Raw genomic sequence first — 18,633 nt, forward strand, 5'->3', positions numbered from 1 at the left:
TCCCGCATGAGCCGCTTGGCACAAGCGCCGCGCGTTGCAACGTTTTTGCGAGACAGGTAGGTTCCTGCCCGGTTTGATGCGGAAAGCACCTCATGTTCCAGAGCTTCGATGAAGTGAACGACCCCACACTGGGCCGTGAGCGCGTGGCGCGGCTGCGCGAATGGCTGACCAGGAACGACCTCGACGGCTTCATCGTGCCGCGCTCCGACGAGCACCAAGGCGAATATGTGGCCGCCCGCTCGGAACGCCTGAAGTGGTTGACCGGCTTTTCCGGCTCGGCCGGCGTCGCCATCGTGCTCGTCGGCCGCGCCGTCGTCTTCGTCGACGGGCGGTATACGCTGCAGGTGCGCGACCAGACTGACCCGCAAGTGTTCGCCTATGAAAGCCTGATCGACAACCCGCCGCCGAAATGGATCAAGGCCAATCTCGGCAAGGGCGCGCGCCTCGGCTTCGATCCCTGGCTGCACACGATCGGCGACGTGAAGGCGCTGAGGGAAGCCGCGGAAAAAACAGGCGCGGAGCTTGTTCCGGTGGACGCCAATCCGATCGACCAACTGTGGGCCGACCAGCCGGCTGCGCCGCTGGAGCCCGTCGAAATCCACCCGATCGAGTACGCCGGGGAGTTGGCCAAGGACAAGCTCTCGCGGCTCGCCGCGGCGATTGCCAAGGAAGGCGCCACGCACACTGTGCTGACCGACCCCTCCTCGCTCGCCTGGGCCTTCAACATCCGCGGCGCAGACGTGCCGCATACGCCGCTTGCGCTCGGCTTCGCCGTCCTCGCGGCCGAGGGGCCGCATCTGCTTTTCATGGACAAGCGCAAGTTGCCAATGAAGACGGAGGCCTACCTCACCCAGCTTGCCGATCTGCGCCCGCCATCCGCCTTGGAAGCCGAACTCGTGGCCCTTGCGAAAAGCGGCGCCAGGATCGCGCTGGACCCCGTGCTGGCGGCAGACAGGCTGCGCACACTGGTCACCGAGAATGGCGGTGCGGTCGTCACTGCGCCGGACCCGGCCCGCATCCCGCGCGCCACCAAGAACGGCGCGGAAATCGCCGGCGCGCGCGCCGCTCATCGGCGCGACGGCGCAGCGGTGGTGAAGCTGCTGTGCTGGCTGGATGCCCAAGCGCCGGACACGCTGGACGAGATCGCCGTCGTCACCAAGCTCGAGGAGAAGCGGCGCATTACCGGCGACGAGACGCAGATGCCGCTACGCGACGTCTCCTTCGCCACCATCGCAGGCGCCGGTCCGAACGGCGCGATCATGCACTATCGCGTTTCCAGCGCCACCAACCGGCCGCTGAGGAGCGGCGAGCTCTTCCTGCTCGATTCCGGCGGACAGTATCAGGACGGCACCACCGACATCACCCGCACTGTGCCGATCGGCCAGCCGACCGAGGAAATGCGTACGCGCTACACGCTTGTGCTGAAGGGGATGATCGAGATCTCGATGCTGCGCTTCCCGCCGGGCGTGCGCGGCTCGGACCTCGATGCGGTGGCAAGGCTGGCGTTGTGGAAGGCCGGCCTCGACTACGCGCACGGCACCGGCCATGGCGTCGGCTCCTACCTCTCGGTGCATGAAGGGCCGCAGCGGCTGGCCAAGACCGGCACCGAGAAGCTGCTCGAAGGCATGATCCTGTCCAACGAGCCGGGCTACTACAAGCCGGGGAGCTACGGCATCCGGCTGGAGAACCTGATCCTGGTGACGCCGGCCGAAGCATTGCCGGACGGCGACATAGCCATGCACGGTTTCGAGACGCTGACCCTCGCTCCCTTCGACAAGCGCATGCTGAAGACCGACCTGCTCAACCGCGACGAGGTGCACTGGCTCGACGAGTACCATGCCCGCGTGATGCGCGAGATCGGGCCGATGGTCGGCGGCGAGGTGCTGGCCTGGCTCGAGAAGGCGACCGCGCCGCTCCCGCACGACGACAAGGGCTGAGCGGCGACGCCCATCAGCCCATGAACTGCCGCGCGGCGATCAGGACGACCGCCCCGATCAGGAAGATCGCAAGCAGGCCCGCGCGCAGCGAGACGATGGCGGCCACTGCGAGCGCAAGCAGCTCCGCCGGCCCGGCAGAGACCGCGGCCGGCGCGACCAGCGTGGTGAGGACGGCTGCCGGCACCGCGTTCAGCCCGGCCTCGACGCGGGGATGGATGCGCTCGAAGCGCGACAGCACCAGATGGCCGCCGACGCGCGTCAGGTAGGTCGCCACCGCGCCCCAGAAGATGATCCACAGCGTGGTGCTCATAGCTCGGCGCCCTCTTGCGCGCCAGGCCCGACCTCGACCTTGTTCGAGCGAACAGGCATGACGGCGGCGAGGAGGATGCCGGCGGCGGCGCCGACGGAGACATGCCAGGGCGAGCCGATCGTCCGGTAGGCGACGACAGAGGCGATCGCACTGGCGATCACCACCGGCAGCCACATCGGCCGCTTGCGGAAACCCATGACCAGTCCGAGGAAATAGATCGGCAGCAGGAAGTCGATGCCGAGCGCATGCGTGTCGGGGATGAGCCGCCCGAATGTCGCGCCGAGCCAACTCATGAAGACCCAGGACACGTAGATCGCCAGACCCATGCCCGCATACCAGGCGAAGCCGACCTTCTCGCCCGACTCGGCCTTGCGCTCGGCTTCCGCGAAGAGCGGGTCGGTGAGAAGGAAATAGCCGGCAGCCTGCTGCGCCAGCGGCCAGTGGGAAAGCTTGCGGCCAATCGAGGCGGAATAGAGCACATGCCGGAAATTGACGGCGAAGATCGACAGCACGACGAGCCACGGCGCAATCTTCTGGCCGAACAACTCGATGCCGACCATCTGGCTTGCACCGCCATAGATCGCGGCGCTCATCAGCGTCGCCTCCCCGACGGTCATGCCATTGTCGACCGCCAGCGCCCCGAACAGGACACCGAATGGCGCCGACGCCACCATGACGGGAAAGCCGAGCTTGGCCCCCGCCCAGAAATCGCTGAGGGTGCTGCTTTCGGAGATGGCTTCGGCAGACATTGTTCGGGGAGTTCCGTTGAGCACGGACATATAGGTATGCCGCGCCGCCAAGTCAGATGAATTCGCTTGAGCCATCTATCAAAGCTGGTGATGCCAGCGGTTGTCAGCCGGGCTTGCCGACGCGCTCGAACCACTGATCCTCGTCGATCACCTCGATGCCGAGCTCGGTCGCCTGCTTGAGCTTCGAGCCGGCGCCCGGGCCGGCGACGACGAGGTCGGTCTTCTTCGACACCGAGCCGGCGACCTTGGCGCCCAGCCGCTCGGCCATCGCCTTCGCCTCGTCGCGCGACATCTTTTCGAGCGAGCCGGTGAAGACGACGGTCTTGCCGGCGACCGGCGAGGACACGTCCGCGACCGGCTCCTCGTCCTGCGGGGTGACGCCAGCGGCGAGCAGCGCCTCGACAGCCTCGCGATTGTGCTCCTCGGCGAAGAAATCGACGAGCGCTTCGGCGACGATGCCGCCGATGCCGTTGACGCCGACGATCTCCTGCCATTCGGCATTGCCGGGATCGCCCTTGCCTTCCGGCGGCTTCGCCGCCTCGGCGACCGTCCGCAGCTTGTCGAAGCTCAGGAAATGCCGCGCCAAGCGCTTGGCATTGGTCTCGCCGATATGGCGGATGCCGAGCGCGAACAGGAAGCGCGACAGATCGACCTTGCGGCGCGCGTCGATGGCGTCGAACAGCTTCTTCACCGACACTGCCCCGAAGCCGTCGATCTTCTCGAGCTTCTCCAACGACGCTTCCAGCGTGGCAGGCAGGCTTTCCTGCCGTCGTTTCAGCGTGAAGATGTCAGCAGGTGTCGAGATCTTCAGCGCCTCCTTGTCGGTGTTGAAGAAGAACTCGATCTGCTTCTCGCCAAGACCTTCGATGTCGAAGGCGTTGCGCGAGACGAAATGGCGGATGCGCTCGACCGCCTGTGCGGGACAGATCAGCCCCCCGGTGCAGCGCCGCACCGCCTCGCCCTCCTCCCGCACGGCATGGCTGTCGCAGGCCGGGCAGCGGTCCGGGAAAACGTAGGGCACGGAATCCCTGGGGCGCTTTTCCGGCAATATGTCGAGTATCTGAGGGATGACATCGCCGGCGCGCTGCACGATGACGGTGTCGCCGATGCGAATGTCCCGGCCCTCTCGGATCGGCTCGCCCTTGTTGCCTATGCCCTTGATGTAGTCCTCGTTATGGAGCGTCGCATTGACGACGACCACGCCGCCGACCGTCACCGGCTCCAGCCGCGCCACCGGCGTCAGCGCGCCGGTGCGACCGACCTGGATGTCGATCGCGGTCAACACTGTCGTCGCCTTCTCGGCGGGGAACTTGTGCGCGGTCGCCCAGCGGGGGCTGCGCGAACGGAAACCGAGACGTTCCTGCAGGTCAAGCCGGTCGACCTTGTAGACGACGCCGTCTATGTCATAGGGCAACTCGGCGCGCTCGGCTTCGATCTCGCGATAGTGCCGGAGCAGTTCCTCGGTGGATTTGCAGCGGACCATCTGGTCGTTGACGCGAAAACCCCAATCGGCAAAGCGTCTCACCACGTCATACTGGGTGGTTCCCAACGGCTCGCTGGTCTCGCCCCAGGCATAGGCGAAGAATTTCAGCGGGCGCGACTTCGTCACCTCCGGGTTCTTCTGGCGCAGGCTGCCGGCGGCCGAGTTGCGCGGATTCGCGAAGGTCTGGCCGGTCTCGGCCATGCGCTTCTGCAGGTCGAGGAAATCATCGCGGCGCATATAGACCTCGCCGCGGACCTCGACGATGTCGGGCGCGTCCTTGGGCAATTGCTGCGGAATCTCTCCAATGGTGCGGATGTTGGCGGTGACGTTCTCACCCGTGGTGCCATCGCCGCGGGTCGCCGCAGTCACCAGCCGCCGCTGTTCATAGCGAAGCGACATGGAAAGCCCGTCGATCTTGGGCTCGGCGGTGAAGACGAGCTCGGCATCGGCCGAAAGGCTGAGGAAGCGCCGGACGCTGGTCACGAAGTCGACCACGTCCTCGTCGGAAAAGACGTTGTCCAGGGAAAGCATCGGCCGCGAGTGCCGGACCTGCGCGAAGGTGGCCGAGGGCGCCGCACCCACGCGGCGAGAGGGCGAATCATCGCGGATGAGCTCGGGAAAACGCGCCTCGATTTGCGCGTTGCGCAGCTTCAGCGCATCGTATTCGGCGTCCGAGACGGTCGGTGCGTCCTCGGCATGATAGCGGCGGTCGTGGCCGGCGATCTCGTCGGCGAGCCGCGCCAGTTCGGCGGCGGCCTCTTCCTGGGTCAGCGATTCGACTGGTGTTGCCGGCTTGGACATAGGGGGTTCCGTATTTTGGCGGGACTATGAGCCGAGCGACGCAAAAGGTTCAAGGGTGGGGTTGTGGACTGCTGCCAGCAGTTGACGCGTTTCGTCGTCGCCACGCCCTGCTTTCGCAGTCTGACCATTGTGGGAGGCGGCGCATGGCTGCGACGTCTTCTAAGTAATCTAGTTGACGCGCTGCCATGCGCCGCCGGCGTTTTTCCCGCTGCCGTGCCCGGCCCATCCCCTTCCGATAGGCTGGAGGAGCGGGCGCGCAGGCCAGCTACGGGACCGGAGCCGCCCGCGTGACCAACGCGGGACGCGATCCAGCGCCACACTTGCCTGGATGGAGGTCGTGCACACCCGTTCCCACAAGCAAGCTGCTGACAGGGAGTATGCGGGAGGCGAAGAGGCTGTGAATCAATAGGTCAGGCGAGAATGCCAAGAAATCGTACAAGCCATTGATTTCAGGGCGGTAAAAGATTTGTGAGCAAGGAAATTTGTTCACGCTGGTCGGAGGCATGTCGGACATCAGGGAAATTCCCCTTGGATGACCGTTAACCTTTCATTAAGAAACTTCTCCGCGCTGCGCGATGCGATGCTAGATATCGTGGCAAGGCCCCCCGACCTCCAGAGTTTCTGAAATGACCCACGTCGCTTCGGTCCAGGACCGCCATGCGATAGCGATCGACGCGGCGCCGAAGAAGGCGCAGGCGAAACCGCGTGAGCATATTGCCTACATCGAATATTTTCGGGCAGTGGCGATCCTGCTGATCGTCGCCGGCCATACCTATGCAGTCTCCTGGACGCATTTCGTCAACGAAGATCCGCAAATGCGGGTAACGTGGCTCAATGTCATCCCGGCACTGATCACCGGAGGCACAGCCTATTTCGTCTTCATCTCGGGCTTCCTCTACCGGCAGGTCTTCTACGGCCGCGTGTCGTTCGGCGATTTCATGCGCAAGAAGGCGCTCTATGTCGGCCTGCCCTATGCCATCCTCGCGACCCCGCTTGCCCTGGCGGAGATGTGGCTCGGCCCGTTCTCCGTTACCGTGATGAAAGAAGGCGTCGCCTACCCGCACAGCTATTTCGTCGACTTCATCGTGCTGTTTTCGACCGGCCGCATGGTCACGGCCTATTGGTACATCCCGTTCATCTTCCTCGTCTTCCTGGCGTCGCCTTTGTTCGACCGCTTCATCGAGTTGTCCAAAGGCTGGCGCGCCGCGGTCATGGCCGCATCGATCGCCGTCGCGTTCTGGGTCGTGCGGCCAGTCGACAACCTGAACCCCGTCCAGTGCTTCTTCTACTTCGCCAACATCTACATGTTCGGCATCCTGTTCTGCGAATATCGCAAGCCGATCATGAACGTCATCAGCCGGCCGATCGTCATTGCCGGATTGGCGGTGGCGATCCTTGCCATTGCCTCGGTGCAGGCGATGGTCATGCATTATCCCGGCAATCTGGAGCGCATGCCGGAAGACGGCCTGGGTTTCGTCGGCTTCGACGCGATGCTCGTCCAGAAATATGTCGGCATCCTGCTGTTCTGCGGCCTGCTTGCGCATGTCGGAGGCTGGCTGAAGCGGCCGCTGAGCTTCATTGCCGAGCACAGCTTCGGACTGTTCTTCATCCACGGCATCGTGATCGCGGTGCTGATGCGGCTTCCAGAACCGTTCTCGCCGCATGTCGGAGAGCCGATCGCCGATCTCGCGCTCTACAGCTTCTCCGTGATCGTCATCAGCCTGACGATCGTCGTGATCGGCAAATACATCACCGGAAAATACAGCCGCTACGTGATCGGCTGCTGAAGCCGATCAGCTATCGCTTCGGATCTGCCCACGGGTCCTGGGCCGCGGCTGCTTCAAACTGATGCCACAGACGCGCGCCACTGCGGGCGCAACGAAAAAGGGGCCCGAAGGCCCCTTAAACTGTTTCGCGAAAGCGAAAGGATCAGGCCGCGACGGCCTCGCCCTCGGCATCAGCCGCCTCGGCGCGGGCGCGGTCGCCAGCACCCTTGGCCGAGGTGTCGCGATCGACGAACTCGATAACCGCCATCGCGGCGTTGTCGCCGTGACGGAAGCCCGCCTTCATGATGCGCAGGTAACCGCCGTTGCGCTGCGCATAACGCGGCGCGACGGTCTCGAACAGGCGCTTGACGACGCTTTCGTTGCCGATCTGGGCGATAACCTGACGGCGAGCATGCAGGTCGCCGCGCTTGCCCAGCGTGACGAGCTTCTCGACGATCGGGCGCAAATCCTTCGCCTTCTCGAGCGTGGTGACAATCTGCTCGTGCTCGATGAGAGACACAGCGAGGTTGGCGAACATCGACTTGCGGTGGCTTACGCTGCGGGCGAAGCGACGGCCTTTGAAACCGTGGCGCATGGCTGTCTTCCTTCTTCAGTTGTTCAAGAGGCCACGGCCTCTGATGGTTTTCCGCATGGCCATCGGACCGGACGAACCGGTCCTCGGAACCATGCTCTATTCAGGCTCAGTACTGGTCTTCGTAACGCTTTGCGAGGTCTTCGATGTTCTCCGGCGGCCAATCCGGCACTTCCATGCCGAGGTGCAGGCCCATGGCCGCCAGCACTTCCTTGATCTCGTTCAGCGACTTGCGGCCGAAGTTCGGGGTGCGCAGCATCTCCGCCTCGGTCTTCTGGATCAGGTCGCCGATATAGACGATGTTGTCGTTCTTCAGGCAGTTGGCCGAGCGGACCGAAAGCTCCAGCTCGTCGACCTTCTTCAGCAGAGCCGGGTTGAAGGCGAGCTCGGTGACCGCCTCGGCCGCGACTTCCTTCTGCGGCTCGTCGAAGTTGACGAAGAGGCCGAGCTGGTCCTGCAGGATGCGCGCGGCGAAAGCCACGGCGTCCTCGCCGGTGACCGAGCCATTGGTCTCGATCGTCATGGTCAGCTTGTCGTAGTCGAGGACCTGGCCCTCGCGGGTGTTCTCGACCTTGTAGGAGACCTTCTTGACCGGCGAATAGAGGCTGTCGACCGGGATCAGCCCGATCGGCGCATCCTCGGCGCGGTTGCGGTCGGCCGGCACGTAACCCTTGCCGTTGTCGACGGTGAACTCCATGCGGATCTCAGCGCCCTCGTCGAGGGTGCAGATCACGTGGTCGGGGTTCAGGATCTCGACGTCGCCCACGGTCTGGATGTCGCCGGCGGTGACGGCGCCCGGACCCTGCTTGCGCACGACCATGCGCTTGGGGCCGTCGCCTTCCATCTTGATGGCGATTTCCTTGATGTTGAGAACGATGTCGGTGACGTCCTCACGCACGCCGGCGATCGAGGAGAACTCGTGCAGCACGCCGTCGATCTGGACGGCGGTGACGGCAGCGCCGCGCAGCGACGACAGGAGCACGCGGCGAAGCGCGTTGCCCAGCGTCAGGCCGAAGCCGCGCTCGAGCGGCTCGGCGACCAGCGTCGTCAGGGTCTTGCCCTTCGACGAGAAGTCTATCTTGTTCGGCTTGATCAGCTCTTGCCAGTTTTTCTGGATCATTCAGGTCTTCCTTCCGTTGTGCCGCCACCATCCAATCGTGGCGGTCGCCCTGGAAAGCCGTGGAGGAGCGTTTCGTAATTCAAGGGCAGGACCCGAAGCCCCTGCCCCAACGCTCGCGCGGCGGTTCTACGCTTATATAGTCAGACGCGCCGCTTCTTGCGCGGGCGGCAGCCATTGTGCGGGATCGGCGTAACGTCGCGGATCGAGGTGATGGTGAAGCCGCCGGCCTGCAGCGCGCGCAGCGCCGACTCACGGCCGGAACCCGGACCGCAGACCTCGACCTCGAGCATGCGCATGCCGTGCTCCTGCGCCTTCTTGGCGACATCCTCGGCAGCCATCTGGGCGGCGAACGGGGTCGACTTGCGCGAACCCTTGAAGCCCTGGGCGCCGGCCGACGACCAGGCGATCGTGTTGCCCTGCGCGTCGGTGATGGTGATCATCGTGTTGTTGAAGGTGGAGTTCACGTGGGCGGTGCCCGACGAGATGTTCTTGCGTTCGCGACGGCGGACGCGTCCGGCTTCCTTGGCCATGTCTTACCTTTCTATCGATCTCAACGCCGCCGTAATGCCAGCGGCTACACCAGGAGAGAGGGAAGTAAGGGAATTGGGCAGTAGGGGAATAGGGACGGACCCAACCTGCTGCCTTACTCCCCTACTCCCCTAAATTACTTCTTCTTGCCGGCGATCGCCTTCGCCGGACCCTTGCGGGTGCGGGCGTTGGTGTGCGTGCGCTGACCGCGGACCGGCAGGTTGCGGCGATGGCGCAGGCCGCGGTAGCAGCCGAGGTCCATCAGGCGCTTGATGTTCATCGAGGTCTCGCGGCGCAGGTCGCCCTCGACCTGGTAGTCGCGGTCGATCGTCTCGCGGATCTGGAGCACTTCGGCGTCCGTCAGCTGGTTGACGCGGCGGTCGACCGGAATGCCGACCTTGTCGACGATCTCCTGGGCGAACTTCTTGCCGATGCCGTGAATATACTGGAGCGCGATCACGACGCGCTTGTTGGTCGGTATGTTGACGCCTGCTATACGGGCCATCTTCATCTCCATCTGAGCCGGGTTCAGCCTTGCTGTCCGGCGGGTTGTCGTTGACCCGCGTCCGGTGGAGGCCGGCCCTTGCGGGTATCTTCCAATTCAATAAGGCCGCCTTGTCCCTCGGGACCGGGCAGCCTCACGCCTGATTTGGAGATGCGCCGCTATAGTCCAGCGGCGCAATCCAGTCAACCGTTAGTTCAGGCCTTGAGCAGATCGTCGATCTGCTGCGTCACCGAATCGATGTCGGCCATGCCGTCGACCTGCCTGAGCTGACCCTTGGCGTAATAATAGCCGATCAGCGGCGCGGTCTTCTTGTAGTATTCGCGCAGGCGCTCGGGGAACACCGCGGGGTCGTCGTCCTTGCGCACCGGCTTGCCGGCGGCTTTCGTCTCCTCCGCCCGCTTGGCGATGCGGCCGACCAGCGCCTTGTCGTCTACGACGAGCTCGACGACGACGTCGAGCTTCTGCCCGCGATCCTTCAGCATCTTCTCGACCGCGTCCGCCTGGGCGAGCGTCCTGGGATAGCCATCGAGGATGAAGCCGCCGGCGCAGTCCTGCTGGTCGATTCGCTCGGCGACGATCGCGTTGACGATCTCGTCGGAGACGAGCTCGCCGGCGTCCATCACGGCCTTGGCCTTCTGGCCGACCGGCGTCTGGGCGGCAACCGCCGCGCGCAGCATGTCGCCCGTGGAGAGCTGCGGGATGCCGTGTTTCTCAACCAGTCTCTGCGCTTGCGTTCCCTTGCCCGCGCCCGGCGGTCCGAGCAGTATCAGCCTCATCTTCCCTTCTTACCCCCGCGGAGCTTCGACTTCTTGATCAGTCCCTCATACTGGTGCGCGATCAGGTGACCCTGAATCTGCGCGACCGTGTCGAGCGTTACACTGACAACAATCAGAAGCGAAGTGCCACCAAGGTAGAAAGGCACGCCAGTCGCCGAAATGAGGAATTCCGGCAGCAGGCAGACGACGACCAGGTAGACGGCGCCGACGGCGGTGATGCGGGTGAGCACGTAGTCGATGTATTCGGCGGTGCGTTCGCCCGGACGGTAGCCGGGGATGAAGCCGGAGTGCTTCTTCAGCTGGTCGGCCGTGTCCTTCGGATTGAACACGATTGCCGTGTAGAAGAAGGCGAAGAAGGCGATCATCGCGGCATACAGCGCCATGTAGAGCGGCTGGCCGTGGCCGAGCGCAGCGAGCATCGTCGACGCCCAGCCGGGCATGTCGGTGGTCGCCGAGAAACCGGCAACGGTCGCCGGCAGGAGCAGCAGCGACGACGCGAAGATCGGCGGGATAACGCCCGAGGTGTTGAGCTTCAACGGCAGGTGCGACGTATCGCCCTGGAACATCCGGTTGCCGACCTGGCGCTTCGGATACTGGATGAGAAGGCGGCGCTGCGCACGCTCGAAGAACACGATCGCCGCGATCACAACGATCGCCAGCACGATGATCGCCAGGATCAGGCCGGTCGACAGGGCGCCGGTGCGGCCGAGTTCCAGCGTGCCGCCGATGGCGCTGGGCAGGCCGGCGACGATGCCGGCGAAGATGATCAGCGAAATGCCGTTGCCGATGCCGCGCGCGGTGATCTGCTCGCCGAGCCACATCAGGAACATGGTGCCGCCAACCAGCGTGATCACCGCCGATATGCGGAAGAAGATGCCGGGATCGGTGACGATGCCGTTGCCGCCTTCAAGGCCGACCGAAATGCCGTAGGCCTGGACGATGGCGAGCAGCACGGTGCCGTAGCGGGTGTACTGGTTGATGACCTTGCGGCCCTGCTCGCCTTCCTTCTTCAGCGCCTCAAGCGTCGGGATGACCGACGTCATAAGCTGCATGATGATGGAGGCGGAGATGTAGGGCATGATGCCCAGCGCGAAGATCGCCATGCGCTCGACGGCGCCGCCGGCAAACATGTTGAACATGCCGAGCACGCCGCCAGACTGCTGCTGGAAGGCCTGGGCGAAAGCGTCGGGATTGATTCCGGGAAGCGGAATGTAGGTGCCGAGGCGGTAGACGAGGAGAGCGCCGAGGGTAAACCAGATGCGCTTCTTGAGATCCTCGGCCTTGGCGAAGGCTGCGAAATTCAGATTCGATGCTAGTTGTTCAGCAGCCGATGCCATGCAAGATTCTCCGCTTGGTCACGCCGAGGTGCGCCCGTGGCGGGCATCGCGTGTCGCCGAGGTTCCGAGATAGGCTCCGGGCGACCAAGTTGCAAGCGGCGGCAATCCCCTTGCCGCCGCCCGTCTGAAGGGCCCGTTACTCGGCAGCTTCCGCTTTCGCGGGAAGCTTGACCGAACCCCCGGCCTTCTCGACTTTCTCGATCGCGGCCTTGGAAGCGCCGGCGATATCGAAGGAAAGCTTCGCCTTGAGGTCGCCGTCCGACAGCAGACGCACGCCGTCCAGCGCGCGGCGGATGACGCCGGCCTTGATCAGCGCTTCGGCGTCGACGGTCGCCTTGGCGTCCAGCTTCTTGGCGTCGACCGCCTGCTGGATGCGGGCGAGCGACACGACGTTGAAGTCCTTCGCGTTCGGATTCTTGAAGCCGCGCTTCGGCAGGCGACGATAGAGCGGCATCTGGCCGCCCTCGAAGCCGTTGATGGCGACGCCGGAACGCGACTTCTGGCCCTTCACGCCGCGGCCGCCGGTCTTGCCCGAGCCGGAACCGATACCGCGCCCGAGGCGCTTCTTCGAGTGGGTCGCGCCCTCGTTGTCCCTGAGGTCGTTGAGTTTCATCGTCTTTCTCCTCGCGCCCTGCCCTTACTTCTCGTCGACGACGCGAACGAGGTGGGAAACGGCGGCGATCATGCCGCGAACCGAAGGAGTGTCCTCCAGCGTGCGGCGCCTGTGCATCTTGTTGAGGCCGAGGCCGACCAGCGTCGCGCGCTGCTCCTTAGGCCGGCGGATCGGGCTGCCGATCTGCTCGACGGTCACGGTCTTGGTAGCTTTCTTGGCCATGGTGCTGATCCTGTGGCTCCGACCTACTCTTCAGCCGCGACCGCGTTGCCGCGGCGAGCCTGGAGGGTCGAGTACTTGATGCCACGCTGAGCGGCCACATCCTTCGGATGCTTCTGGCTCTTCAGCGCGTCGAAGGTAGCGCGAACCATGTTGTAGGGGTTCGACGAGCCCATCGACTTGGCGACGACGTCATGCATGCCGAGCGTCTCGAACACAGCGCGCATCGGACCGCCGGCGATGATGCCGGTACCGGGCTTGGCAGCCCGCAGGAGAACCTTGCCGGCGCCGTGGCGGCCTTCGACGTCGTGATGCAGCGTGCGGCCCGAACGCAGCGGCACGAAGATCAGGTCGCGCTTGGCGCTCTCAGTCGCCTTGCGGATGGCCTCCGGCACTTCACGCGCCTTGCCGTGGCCGAAGCCGACGCGGCCCTTCTGGTCGCCGACCACCACGAGTGCGGCGAAGCCGAAGCGACGGCCACCCTTGACCACCTTGGCGACGCGGTTGATGTGGACCAGCTTGTCGACGAATTCGCTGTCGCGCTCTTCGCGGTCCCGGCCACGATCGCGGCCGCCTTCTCTACGTTCCTGTGCCATATCCTGTCCTTGTTCTTTTCCGGAAGCACGGGTTGAGTTTGCCAGCCCTATTGGGCTGGCGGCGAAAATCGGTCTTCTTCCTGCACAATCCTGGATGAAAAGCCAGCAGACTTTTCGTCCAGGCCAACAATTAGAAGTTCAGGCCGGCCTCGCGGGCGGCGTCGGCCAGCGCCTTGACGCGGCCGTGATAGATGTACGGCCCACGATCGAAGACGACTTCCTTGACGCCGGCCTTGGCGGCGCGCTCGGCGACGAGCTTGCCGACAGCGGCGGCAGCGGCGGTGTCGGCGCCGGTCTTCAGCGAACCCTTCAGGTCCTTCTCCAGGCTCGAAGCCGAGGCGATGGTGTGGCCCTTGGCGTCGTCGATGATCTGCGCGTGGATGTTCTTCGACGAACGATAGACCGACAGACGCAGGCGGCCGTTGGCGACAGCCTTGATCTGGCGGCGGATGCGCTGGGCGCGACGCTGGGTGGATTCTTTCGAAGCCATGTCTTTACTTCCTTGCCTTCCTTAACCGGAGGCCGCCATGTGCGGTAAGCGAATGCACTTCCCGCGGCAGAGCCTCCGTGGCGTTGGTATCAGATGAATGGCAGGACCGATCGATCCTACCATCATCCACTCGTTACTTCTTCTTGCCTTCCTTGCGCACGATGCGCTCGCCGGCATACTTCACGCCCTTGCCCTTGTAGGGCTCGGGACCGCGGTACTTGCGGATCTCGGCGGCCACCTGGCCGACCTGCTGCTTGTCGATGCCGGCCACGGTGATTTCGGTCGGCTTCGGCACGGTGATCGTGATGCCCTGCGGGGGCTCGTAGACCACGTCGTGGCTGAAGCCGAGCGCGAGCTGCAGGTTCTTGCCCTGCAGCGCCGCACGATAACCGACGCCGCTGATCTCAAGCTTCTTCTCGAAGCCTTCCTTCACGCCGTTCAGGATGTTGACGATCTGGGTGCGGGACATGCCCCACTTCGACCGTGCATCCTTCGACTGGTCGCGCGGCTCGACGGAGATCTCGTTGTTCTCCATCTTGACCAGCACTTCTTCGTTGACGACGAACTTCAGCTCGCCCTTCGGACCCTTCGCCGTGACGGTCTGGCCGCTGACCGTTGCGGTCACGCCCTGCGGCACGGATACGGGTTTCTTGCCAATACGAGACATTGTCGTCTCCTCGTTCTCGTGTCTGTTCAGCCGATCAGAATATCTGGCAAAGCACTTCGCCGCCGACGTTCTGCTCGCGCGCCTCGTGGTCGGCCATCACACCTTTCGGCGTCGAAAGGATGGCGATGCCGAGGCCGTTGGCGACGTGCGGGATCGACTTGGCCGAAACGTAGACGCGACGGCCCGGCTTCGACACGCGGGCGATCTCGCGGATCACCGGAGCGCCGTCGAAATACTTCAGCTCGATCTCGATCTCGGACTTGCCGTTGTCGAAGTCAGTCTGGCTGTAGTCGCGGATGTAGCCTTCCGACTTCATCACGTCGAGCACGCGGGCGCGCAGCCGGGAAGCCGGCGTCGACACGCTCGACTTCTTGCGGCCGTAAGCGTTGCGGATGCGGGTGAGCATATCGCCCAGAGGATCACTCAAAGACATGTCAGTCCTCCTTTACCAGCTGGACTTGACGAGCCCGGGGATGACCCCCGAGTTGCCGAGTTGACGAAGCGCAACGCGCGACATGCCGAGCTTGCGATAGTAGGCGCGCGGACGGCCGGTGACTTCGCAGCGGTTGCGGATGCGGATCTTGGATGCGTTGCGCGGCATCGCGGAGAGCTTCAGCTGGGCGCGGAAGCGTTCCTCGAGCGGCTTCGACTGATCCATGATGATCGCCTTCAGCGCCTTGCGCTTCGCAGCGTCGCGCGCCACGAGCCGGCGGCGCCTGTTGTTCTTCTCGACTGAGCTGGTCTTTGCCATTTCAGATTCTTCCTTTGCTCGCTGCCGTTACTGCCGGAAGGGGAAGTTGAAGCCCTTGAGCAGCGCCCTGGCTTCGTCGTCCGTCTTGGCGGTCGTACAAACGATGATGTCCATGCCCCAGATCTGATCGACCTTGTCGTAGTTGATCTCCGGGAACACGATGTGCTCCTTGATGCCCATGGCGTAGTTGCCACGGCCGTCAAAGCTCTTCGGGTTCAGGCCGCGGAAGTCGCGGACGCGCGGCAGCGCGATCGTGACCAGGCGGTCCAGGAACTCGTACATGCGCTCCTTGCGGAGCGTCACCTTGGTGCCGATCGGCATGTCCTCACGCACCTTGAAGCCGGCGATCGACTTGCGGGCGCGGGTGATGACGGCCTTCTGGCCAGCGATCAGCGCGAGGTCCTCGGCCGCGACCGAAGGCTTCTTGGAGTCGCCGGTGGCCTCGCCAACGCCCATGTTCAGCACGATCTTGTCGAGACGCGGGATCTGCATCTCGTTGTCGTAGTTGAACTGCTCCTGCAGGGCCTTGCGGATATTCTCCTCATAGACCTTCCTGAGGCGCGGCTGGTTGGCGGCTTTCGCCTGGCCTTTTTCTGCTGCCTTAGCCATTGATGACCTCTCCCGAGCGCTTGGCGAAACGCACCTTCTTGTCGCCCTCGACGCGGAAGCCGACGCGGGTCGGCTTGCCGTCCTTGGGATCGGCGATCGCGAGATTCGACAGGTGGATCGGCGCTTCCTTAGTGATGATGCCGCCTTCCTGCGATTGGGTTTGCTTCTGGTGGCGGCGAACCTGGTTCACGCCACGCACGACGGCCTTGTCTTCCTTCGGCAGGACCGACAGCACCTCGCCGGTGCGTCCCTTGTCCTTGCCGGCCAGAACGACGACCTTGTCGCCTTTCTTGATCTTCTGCATTTTCCGGCTCCTTACAGCACTTCAGGCGCCAGCGAGATGATCTTCATGTGGTTCTTGGCGCGAAGCTCGCGCGGAACCGGCCCGAAGATACGGGTGCCGACTGGCTCTTTCTTGTTGTCGACCAGAACGGCCGCATTCTTGTCGAAACGGATCACGCTGCCATCGGGGCGGCGGATGTCCTTGGCCGTGCGAACCACGACCGCCTTCATCACATCGCCCTTCTTAACGCGGCCGCGCGGAATGGCTTCCTTGATCGAGACGACGATGATGTCGCCGACCGAGGCATACTTCCGCTTCGAACCGCCCAGCACCTTGATGCACATGACACGACGGGCGCCGGAATTGTCCGCGACGTCGAGGTTTGTTTGCATCTGAATCATGACTGGCCGCCTTCTTCATTCACCGGGGACCGGCTCCCGCCTTCCCGCTCATCCAAAATTCGTTATTGCGCCCAACTTACTGAGCTTGGGCCTCGGTGATCACGACCCAGCGCTTGTCCCGGGAAATCGGCTTCGATTCCTGGATGTAGACCTGGTCGCCCACCTTGCAGGCGTTGTTCTCGTCATGCGCCTTGTACTTCTTGGTGGAGCGCACGACCTTCTTCATCACCGGATGGGTGAAGCGGCGCTCGACCTTTACGACGACCGTCTTCTCGTTCTTGTCGCTGACGACGGTTCCCTGCAGAATGCGCTTTGGCATGATCTTGTCCTTATGCCTTCTTGGCCGAAGCTTTTTCGGCAGAGATAGTCTTGATGCGCGCGATGTCCTTGCGGACCTGCTTGACGCGCGCAGTCTTCTCGAGCTGGCCGGTGGCCTTCTGGAAGCGCAGGTTGAACTGCTCCTTCTTGAGGCTCGCCAGCTCGTCGTTGAGCTGGTCGGCGGTCTTGGTTCTGATCTCGGAGGCCTTCATCGTGCCATCCCTTCCTATTCTGCGATGCGCTGGACGAAGCGCGTCCTGACCGAGAGCTTGGCCGCGCCGAGGCGGAGCGCCTCGCGGGCGATCTCCTCGGAAACGCCGTCGATCTCGAACATGACGCGGCCGGGCTTCACGCGGCACGCCCAGTAGTCGACCGCGCCCTTGCCCTTGCCCATGCGGACTTCGGTCGGCTTCGAGGTCACCGGAACGTCCGGGAACACGCGGATCCAGACGCGACCGGCACGCTTCATCTCACGCGTGATGGCGCGGCGGGCCGCCTCGATCTCGCGCGCGGTCACCCGGTTCGGCTCCAACGCCTTCAGCCCGAAGCCGCCGAAATCCAAATTGGTGCCGCCCTTGGCGGCGCCGTGGATGCGGCCCTTGAACTGCTTGCGGAACTTTGTGCGCTTTGGCTGCAGCATCGTTCTAACTCCAAATTCCTAATGCGGCTCAGGCGTTCTCGCGGCGACGGCCGCGTTCACGATCGCCACCGCCATGCGAATGATCGCCTTCGGTGGCGCGGCGCTCAGAAGCCATCGGGTCGTGCTCGAGGATCTCGCCCTTGAACACCCAGACCTTGACGCCGCAGGTTCCGTAGGCGGTCTGCGCCTCGGCGGTGCCGTAGTCGACGTCGGCGCGCAGCGTGTGCAGCGGCACGCGACCCTCGCGGTACCATTCCATGCGGGCGATTTCGGCGCCGCCCAGACGGCCCGAGCAGTTGATGCGGATGCCCTCGGCGCCGAGACGCATTGCCGACTGCACGGCGCGCTTCATGGCGCGACGGAAGGCGATGCGACGCTCGAGCTGCTGCGCGATCGACTGCGCGACCAGCGTGGCGTCGGTCTCCGGCTTCCTCACCTCGACGATGTTGAGGTGGGTCTCGGACTTCGTCATCTCCATCAGCTTCTTGCGAAGCTTCTCGATGTCGGCGCCCTTCTTGCCGATGATCAGGCCCGGACGGGCGGCGTGGATCGTGACGCGGCACTTCTTGTGCGGACGCTCGATCACCACCTTCGAGATCGCGGCCTGCTTGAGTTCCTTCTCAAGATACTCGCGGATCTTGATGTCCTCGTGCAGCAGCTTGGAATACTCGCCGGTGTTTGCGTACCAGCGCGAGTCCCAGGTGCGGTTGATGCCGAGGCGGAAACCGATCGGATTGATTTTCTGGCCCATTATGCGGCCTCCCCTTTTTCCTCGACTTCACGAACGACGATCGTGAGGTGAGCGAACGGCTTCTCGATGCGGCTGGCGCGGCCGCGGCCACGAGCGTGGAAACGCTTCATGACGATCGACTTGCCGACATAGGCCTCGGCCACGATCAGCGCGTCGACATCGAGGTCGTGGTTGTTTTCCGCGTTGGCTATCGCCGATTCCAGCGTCTTCTTCACCGTCTCGGAGATACGCTTGCGCGAGAACTCCAGGTCGTTGAGCGCTGCCGCGACCTTCTTGCCGCGGATCAGTTGCGCAACGAGGTTCAGCTTCTGCGGGCTGATACGGATGGTGCGGAGGACCGCACGCGCCTCGTTGTCAGCAAGCCTGCGCGGAGCTTTGGCCTTGCCCATCT

The 18,633-nt window shown here is 63.9% G+C and carries 26 protein-coding genes; 2 read left to right on the plus strand and 24 right to left on the minus strand.

Going from position 1 to position 18,633, the window contains the following annotated elements:
- Positions 1-92: 92 nt before the first annotated feature.
- Positions 93-1,937, plus strand: a complete 1,845-nt coding sequence (locus tag D8676_RS14475; protein WP_121581787.1) for an aminopeptidase P family protein — start codon at positions 93-95, stop codon at positions 1,935-1,937.
- 13 nt (positions 1,938-1,950) lie between these two features.
- On the opposite strand, the gene D8676_RS14480 is transcribed toward D8676_RS14475, so the two are convergent.
- The 3 genes from D8676_RS14480 to ligA all read right to left on the minus strand — a co-directional run bounded on the left by D8676_RS14480 (position 1,951) and on the right by ligA (position 5,280).
- The gene (locus D8676_RS14480; protein ID WP_121581789.1) at positions 1,951-2,247 is read right to left on the minus strand and encodes an AzlD family protein; all 297 of its coding nucleotides are present in this window, start codon (positions 2,245-2,247) and stop codon (positions 1,951-1,953) included.
- Positions 2,244-2,996, minus strand: a complete 753-nt coding sequence (locus D8676_RS14485) for an AzlC family ABC transporter permease (RefSeq protein WP_121581791.1) — start codon at positions 2,994-2,996, stop codon at positions 2,244-2,246. The genes D8676_RS14480 and D8676_RS14485 overlap by 4 nt, the downstream gene beginning before the upstream one ends.
- 103 nt (positions 2,997-3,099) lie before the next feature.
- Positions 3,100-5,280, minus strand: a complete 2,181-nt coding sequence (gene ligA, locus D8676_RS14490; RefSeq protein ID WP_121581793.1) for an NAD-dependent DNA ligase LigA — start codon at positions 5,278-5,280, stop codon at positions 3,100-3,102.
- A gap of 626 nt (positions 5,281-5,906) precedes the next feature.
- On the opposite strand from ligA, the gene D8676_RS14495 reads away from it, so the two are divergent.
- A complete protein-coding gene (locus D8676_RS14495) occupies positions 5,907-7,067 on the plus strand; it encodes an acyltransferase (RefSeq protein WP_121581795.1) in 1,161 nt (386 codons plus the stop codon).
- A gap of 142 nt (positions 7,068-7,209) precedes the next feature.
- Here D8676_RS14495 and rplQ read toward each other — a convergent pair whose 3' ends face one another.
- From rplQ to rplV, 21 genes are all read right to left on the minus strand, one after another.
- A complete protein-coding gene (gene rplQ, locus D8676_RS14500) occupies positions 7,210-7,641 on the minus strand; it encodes a 50S ribosomal protein L17 (RefSeq protein ID WP_121581797.1) in 432 nt (143 codons plus the stop codon).
- 106 nt (positions 7,642-7,747) lie between these two features.
- The gene (locus tag D8676_RS14505) at positions 7,748-8,758 is read right to left on the minus strand and encodes a DNA-directed RNA polymerase subunit alpha (protein ID WP_121581799.1); all 1,011 of its coding nucleotides are present in this window, start codon (positions 8,756-8,758) and stop codon (positions 7,748-7,750) included.
- Between the two features lie 140 nt (positions 8,759-8,898).
- Positions 8,899-9,288 (minus strand): 30S ribosomal protein S11, encoded by a 390-nt coding sequence (gene rpsK / locus D8676_RS14510; RefSeq protein ID WP_121581801.1) that lies wholly within the window; start codon positions 9,286-9,288, stop codon positions 8,899-8,901.
- 134 nt (positions 9,289-9,422) lie between these two features.
- A complete protein-coding gene (gene rpsM / locus D8676_RS14515) occupies positions 9,423-9,791 on the minus strand; it encodes a 30S ribosomal protein S13 (protein WP_121582069.1) in 369 nt (122 codons plus the stop codon).
- 194 nt (positions 9,792-9,985) lie between these two features.
- On the minus strand, positions 9,986-10,567 hold the full coding sequence (locus D8676_RS14520; RefSeq protein ID WP_121581803.1) for an adenylate kinase: 582 nt from the start codon (positions 10,565-10,567) through the stop codon (positions 9,986-9,988).
- Complete coding sequence (secY, locus tag D8676_RS14525; RefSeq protein WP_121581804.1) at positions 10,564-11,904, minus strand: preprotein translocase subunit SecY; 1,341 nt, start codon at positions 11,902-11,904, stop codon at positions 10,564-10,566. The genes D8676_RS14520 and secY overlap by 4 nt, the downstream gene beginning before the upstream one ends.
- Before the next feature lie 136 nt (positions 11,905-12,040).
- Complete coding sequence (gene rplO, locus D8676_RS14530; RefSeq protein ID WP_121581805.1) at positions 12,041-12,517, minus strand: 50S ribosomal protein L15; 477 nt, start codon at positions 12,515-12,517, stop codon at positions 12,041-12,043.
- Positions 12,518-12,541: 24 nt separating this feature from the next.
- On the minus strand, positions 12,542-12,739 hold the full coding sequence (gene rpmD / locus D8676_RS14535; RefSeq protein WP_121581806.1) for a 50S ribosomal protein L30: 198 nt from the start codon (positions 12,737-12,739) through the stop codon (positions 12,542-12,544).
- Between the two features lie 23 nt (positions 12,740-12,762).
- Positions 12,763-13,332, minus strand: coding sequence for a 30S ribosomal protein S5 (gene rpsE / locus D8676_RS14540; RefSeq protein ID WP_121581807.1), 570 nt, complete (start codon positions 13,330-13,332; stop codon positions 12,763-12,765).
- Positions 13,333-13,462: 130 nt separating this feature from the next.
- Positions 13,463-13,822: a 50S ribosomal protein L18 gene (rplR, locus tag D8676_RS14545; RefSeq protein ID WP_121581808.1), complete on the minus strand. Its 360-nt coding sequence runs from the start codon at positions 13,820-13,822 to the stop codon at positions 13,463-13,465.
- 133 nt (positions 13,823-13,955) lie between these two features.
- Positions 13,956-14,489: a 50S ribosomal protein L6 gene (gene rplF / locus D8676_RS14550; protein ID WP_121581809.1), complete on the minus strand. Its 534-nt coding sequence runs from the start codon at positions 14,487-14,489 to the stop codon at positions 13,956-13,958.
- 34 nt (positions 14,490-14,523) lie between these two features.
- Positions 14,524-14,922 carry a 30S ribosomal protein S8 gene (gene rpsH, locus D8676_RS14555; protein WP_121581810.1) on the minus strand — a complete coding sequence of 133 codons (399 nt, stop codon included), beginning with the start codon at positions 14,920-14,922 and terminating at the stop codon, positions 14,524-14,526.
- A gap of 12 nt (positions 14,923-14,934) precedes the next feature.
- Positions 14,935-15,240, minus strand: coding sequence for a 30S ribosomal protein S14 (gene rpsN, locus D8676_RS14560; protein ID WP_121581811.1), 306 nt, complete (start codon positions 15,238-15,240; stop codon positions 14,935-14,937).
- A gap of 27 nt (positions 15,241-15,267) precedes the next feature.
- A complete protein-coding gene (rplE, locus tag D8676_RS14565; protein WP_121581812.1) occupies positions 15,268-15,849 on the minus strand; it encodes a 50S ribosomal protein L5 in 582 nt (193 codons plus the stop codon).
- Positions 15,842-16,153, minus strand: coding sequence for a 50S ribosomal protein L24 (gene rplX, locus D8676_RS14570; protein ID WP_121581813.1), 312 nt, complete (start codon positions 16,151-16,153; stop codon positions 15,842-15,844). The genes rplE and rplX overlap by 8 nt, the downstream gene beginning before the upstream one ends.
- A gap of 11 nt (positions 16,154-16,164) precedes the next feature.
- The gene (gene rplN / locus D8676_RS14575) at positions 16,165-16,533 is read right to left on the minus strand and encodes a 50S ribosomal protein L14 (protein ID WP_024924768.1); all 369 of its coding nucleotides are present in this window, start codon (positions 16,531-16,533) and stop codon (positions 16,165-16,167) included.
- 76 nt (positions 16,534-16,609) lie between these two features.
- Complete coding sequence (gene rpsQ, locus D8676_RS14580) at positions 16,610-16,852, minus strand: 30S ribosomal protein S17 (protein ID WP_121581814.1); 243 nt, start codon at positions 16,850-16,852, stop codon at positions 16,610-16,612.
- 10 nt (positions 16,853-16,862) lie between these two features.
- Positions 16,863-17,063: a 50S ribosomal protein L29 gene (gene rpmC / locus D8676_RS14585; RefSeq protein ID WP_121581815.1), complete on the minus strand. Its 201-nt coding sequence runs from the start codon at positions 17,061-17,063 to the stop codon at positions 16,863-16,865.
- A 14-nt stretch (positions 17,064-17,077) separates the two neighbouring features.
- Positions 17,078-17,491 (minus strand): 50S ribosomal protein L16, encoded by a 414-nt coding sequence (gene rplP, locus D8676_RS14590; protein ID WP_121581816.1) that lies wholly within the window; start codon positions 17,489-17,491, stop codon positions 17,078-17,080.
- Positions 17,492-17,519: 28 nt separating this feature from the next.
- Positions 17,520-18,242 (minus strand): 30S ribosomal protein S3, encoded by a 723-nt coding sequence (gene rpsC, locus D8676_RS14595; protein ID WP_121581817.1) that lies wholly within the window; start codon positions 18,240-18,242, stop codon positions 17,520-17,522.
- Positions 18,242-18,631 (minus strand): 50S ribosomal protein L22, encoded by a 390-nt coding sequence (rplV, locus tag D8676_RS14600; RefSeq protein WP_121581818.1) that lies wholly within the window; start codon positions 18,629-18,631, stop codon positions 18,242-18,244. The genes rpsC and rplV overlap by 1 nt, the downstream gene beginning before the upstream one ends.
- Positions 18,632-18,633: the final 2 nt, after the last annotated feature.

The organism is Mesorhizobium sp. YM1C-6-2 (genome assembly GCF_003666685.1).
Taxonomy (GTDB): domain Bacteria; phylum Pseudomonadota; class Alphaproteobacteria; order Rhizobiales; family Rhizobiaceae; genus Mesorhizobium_K.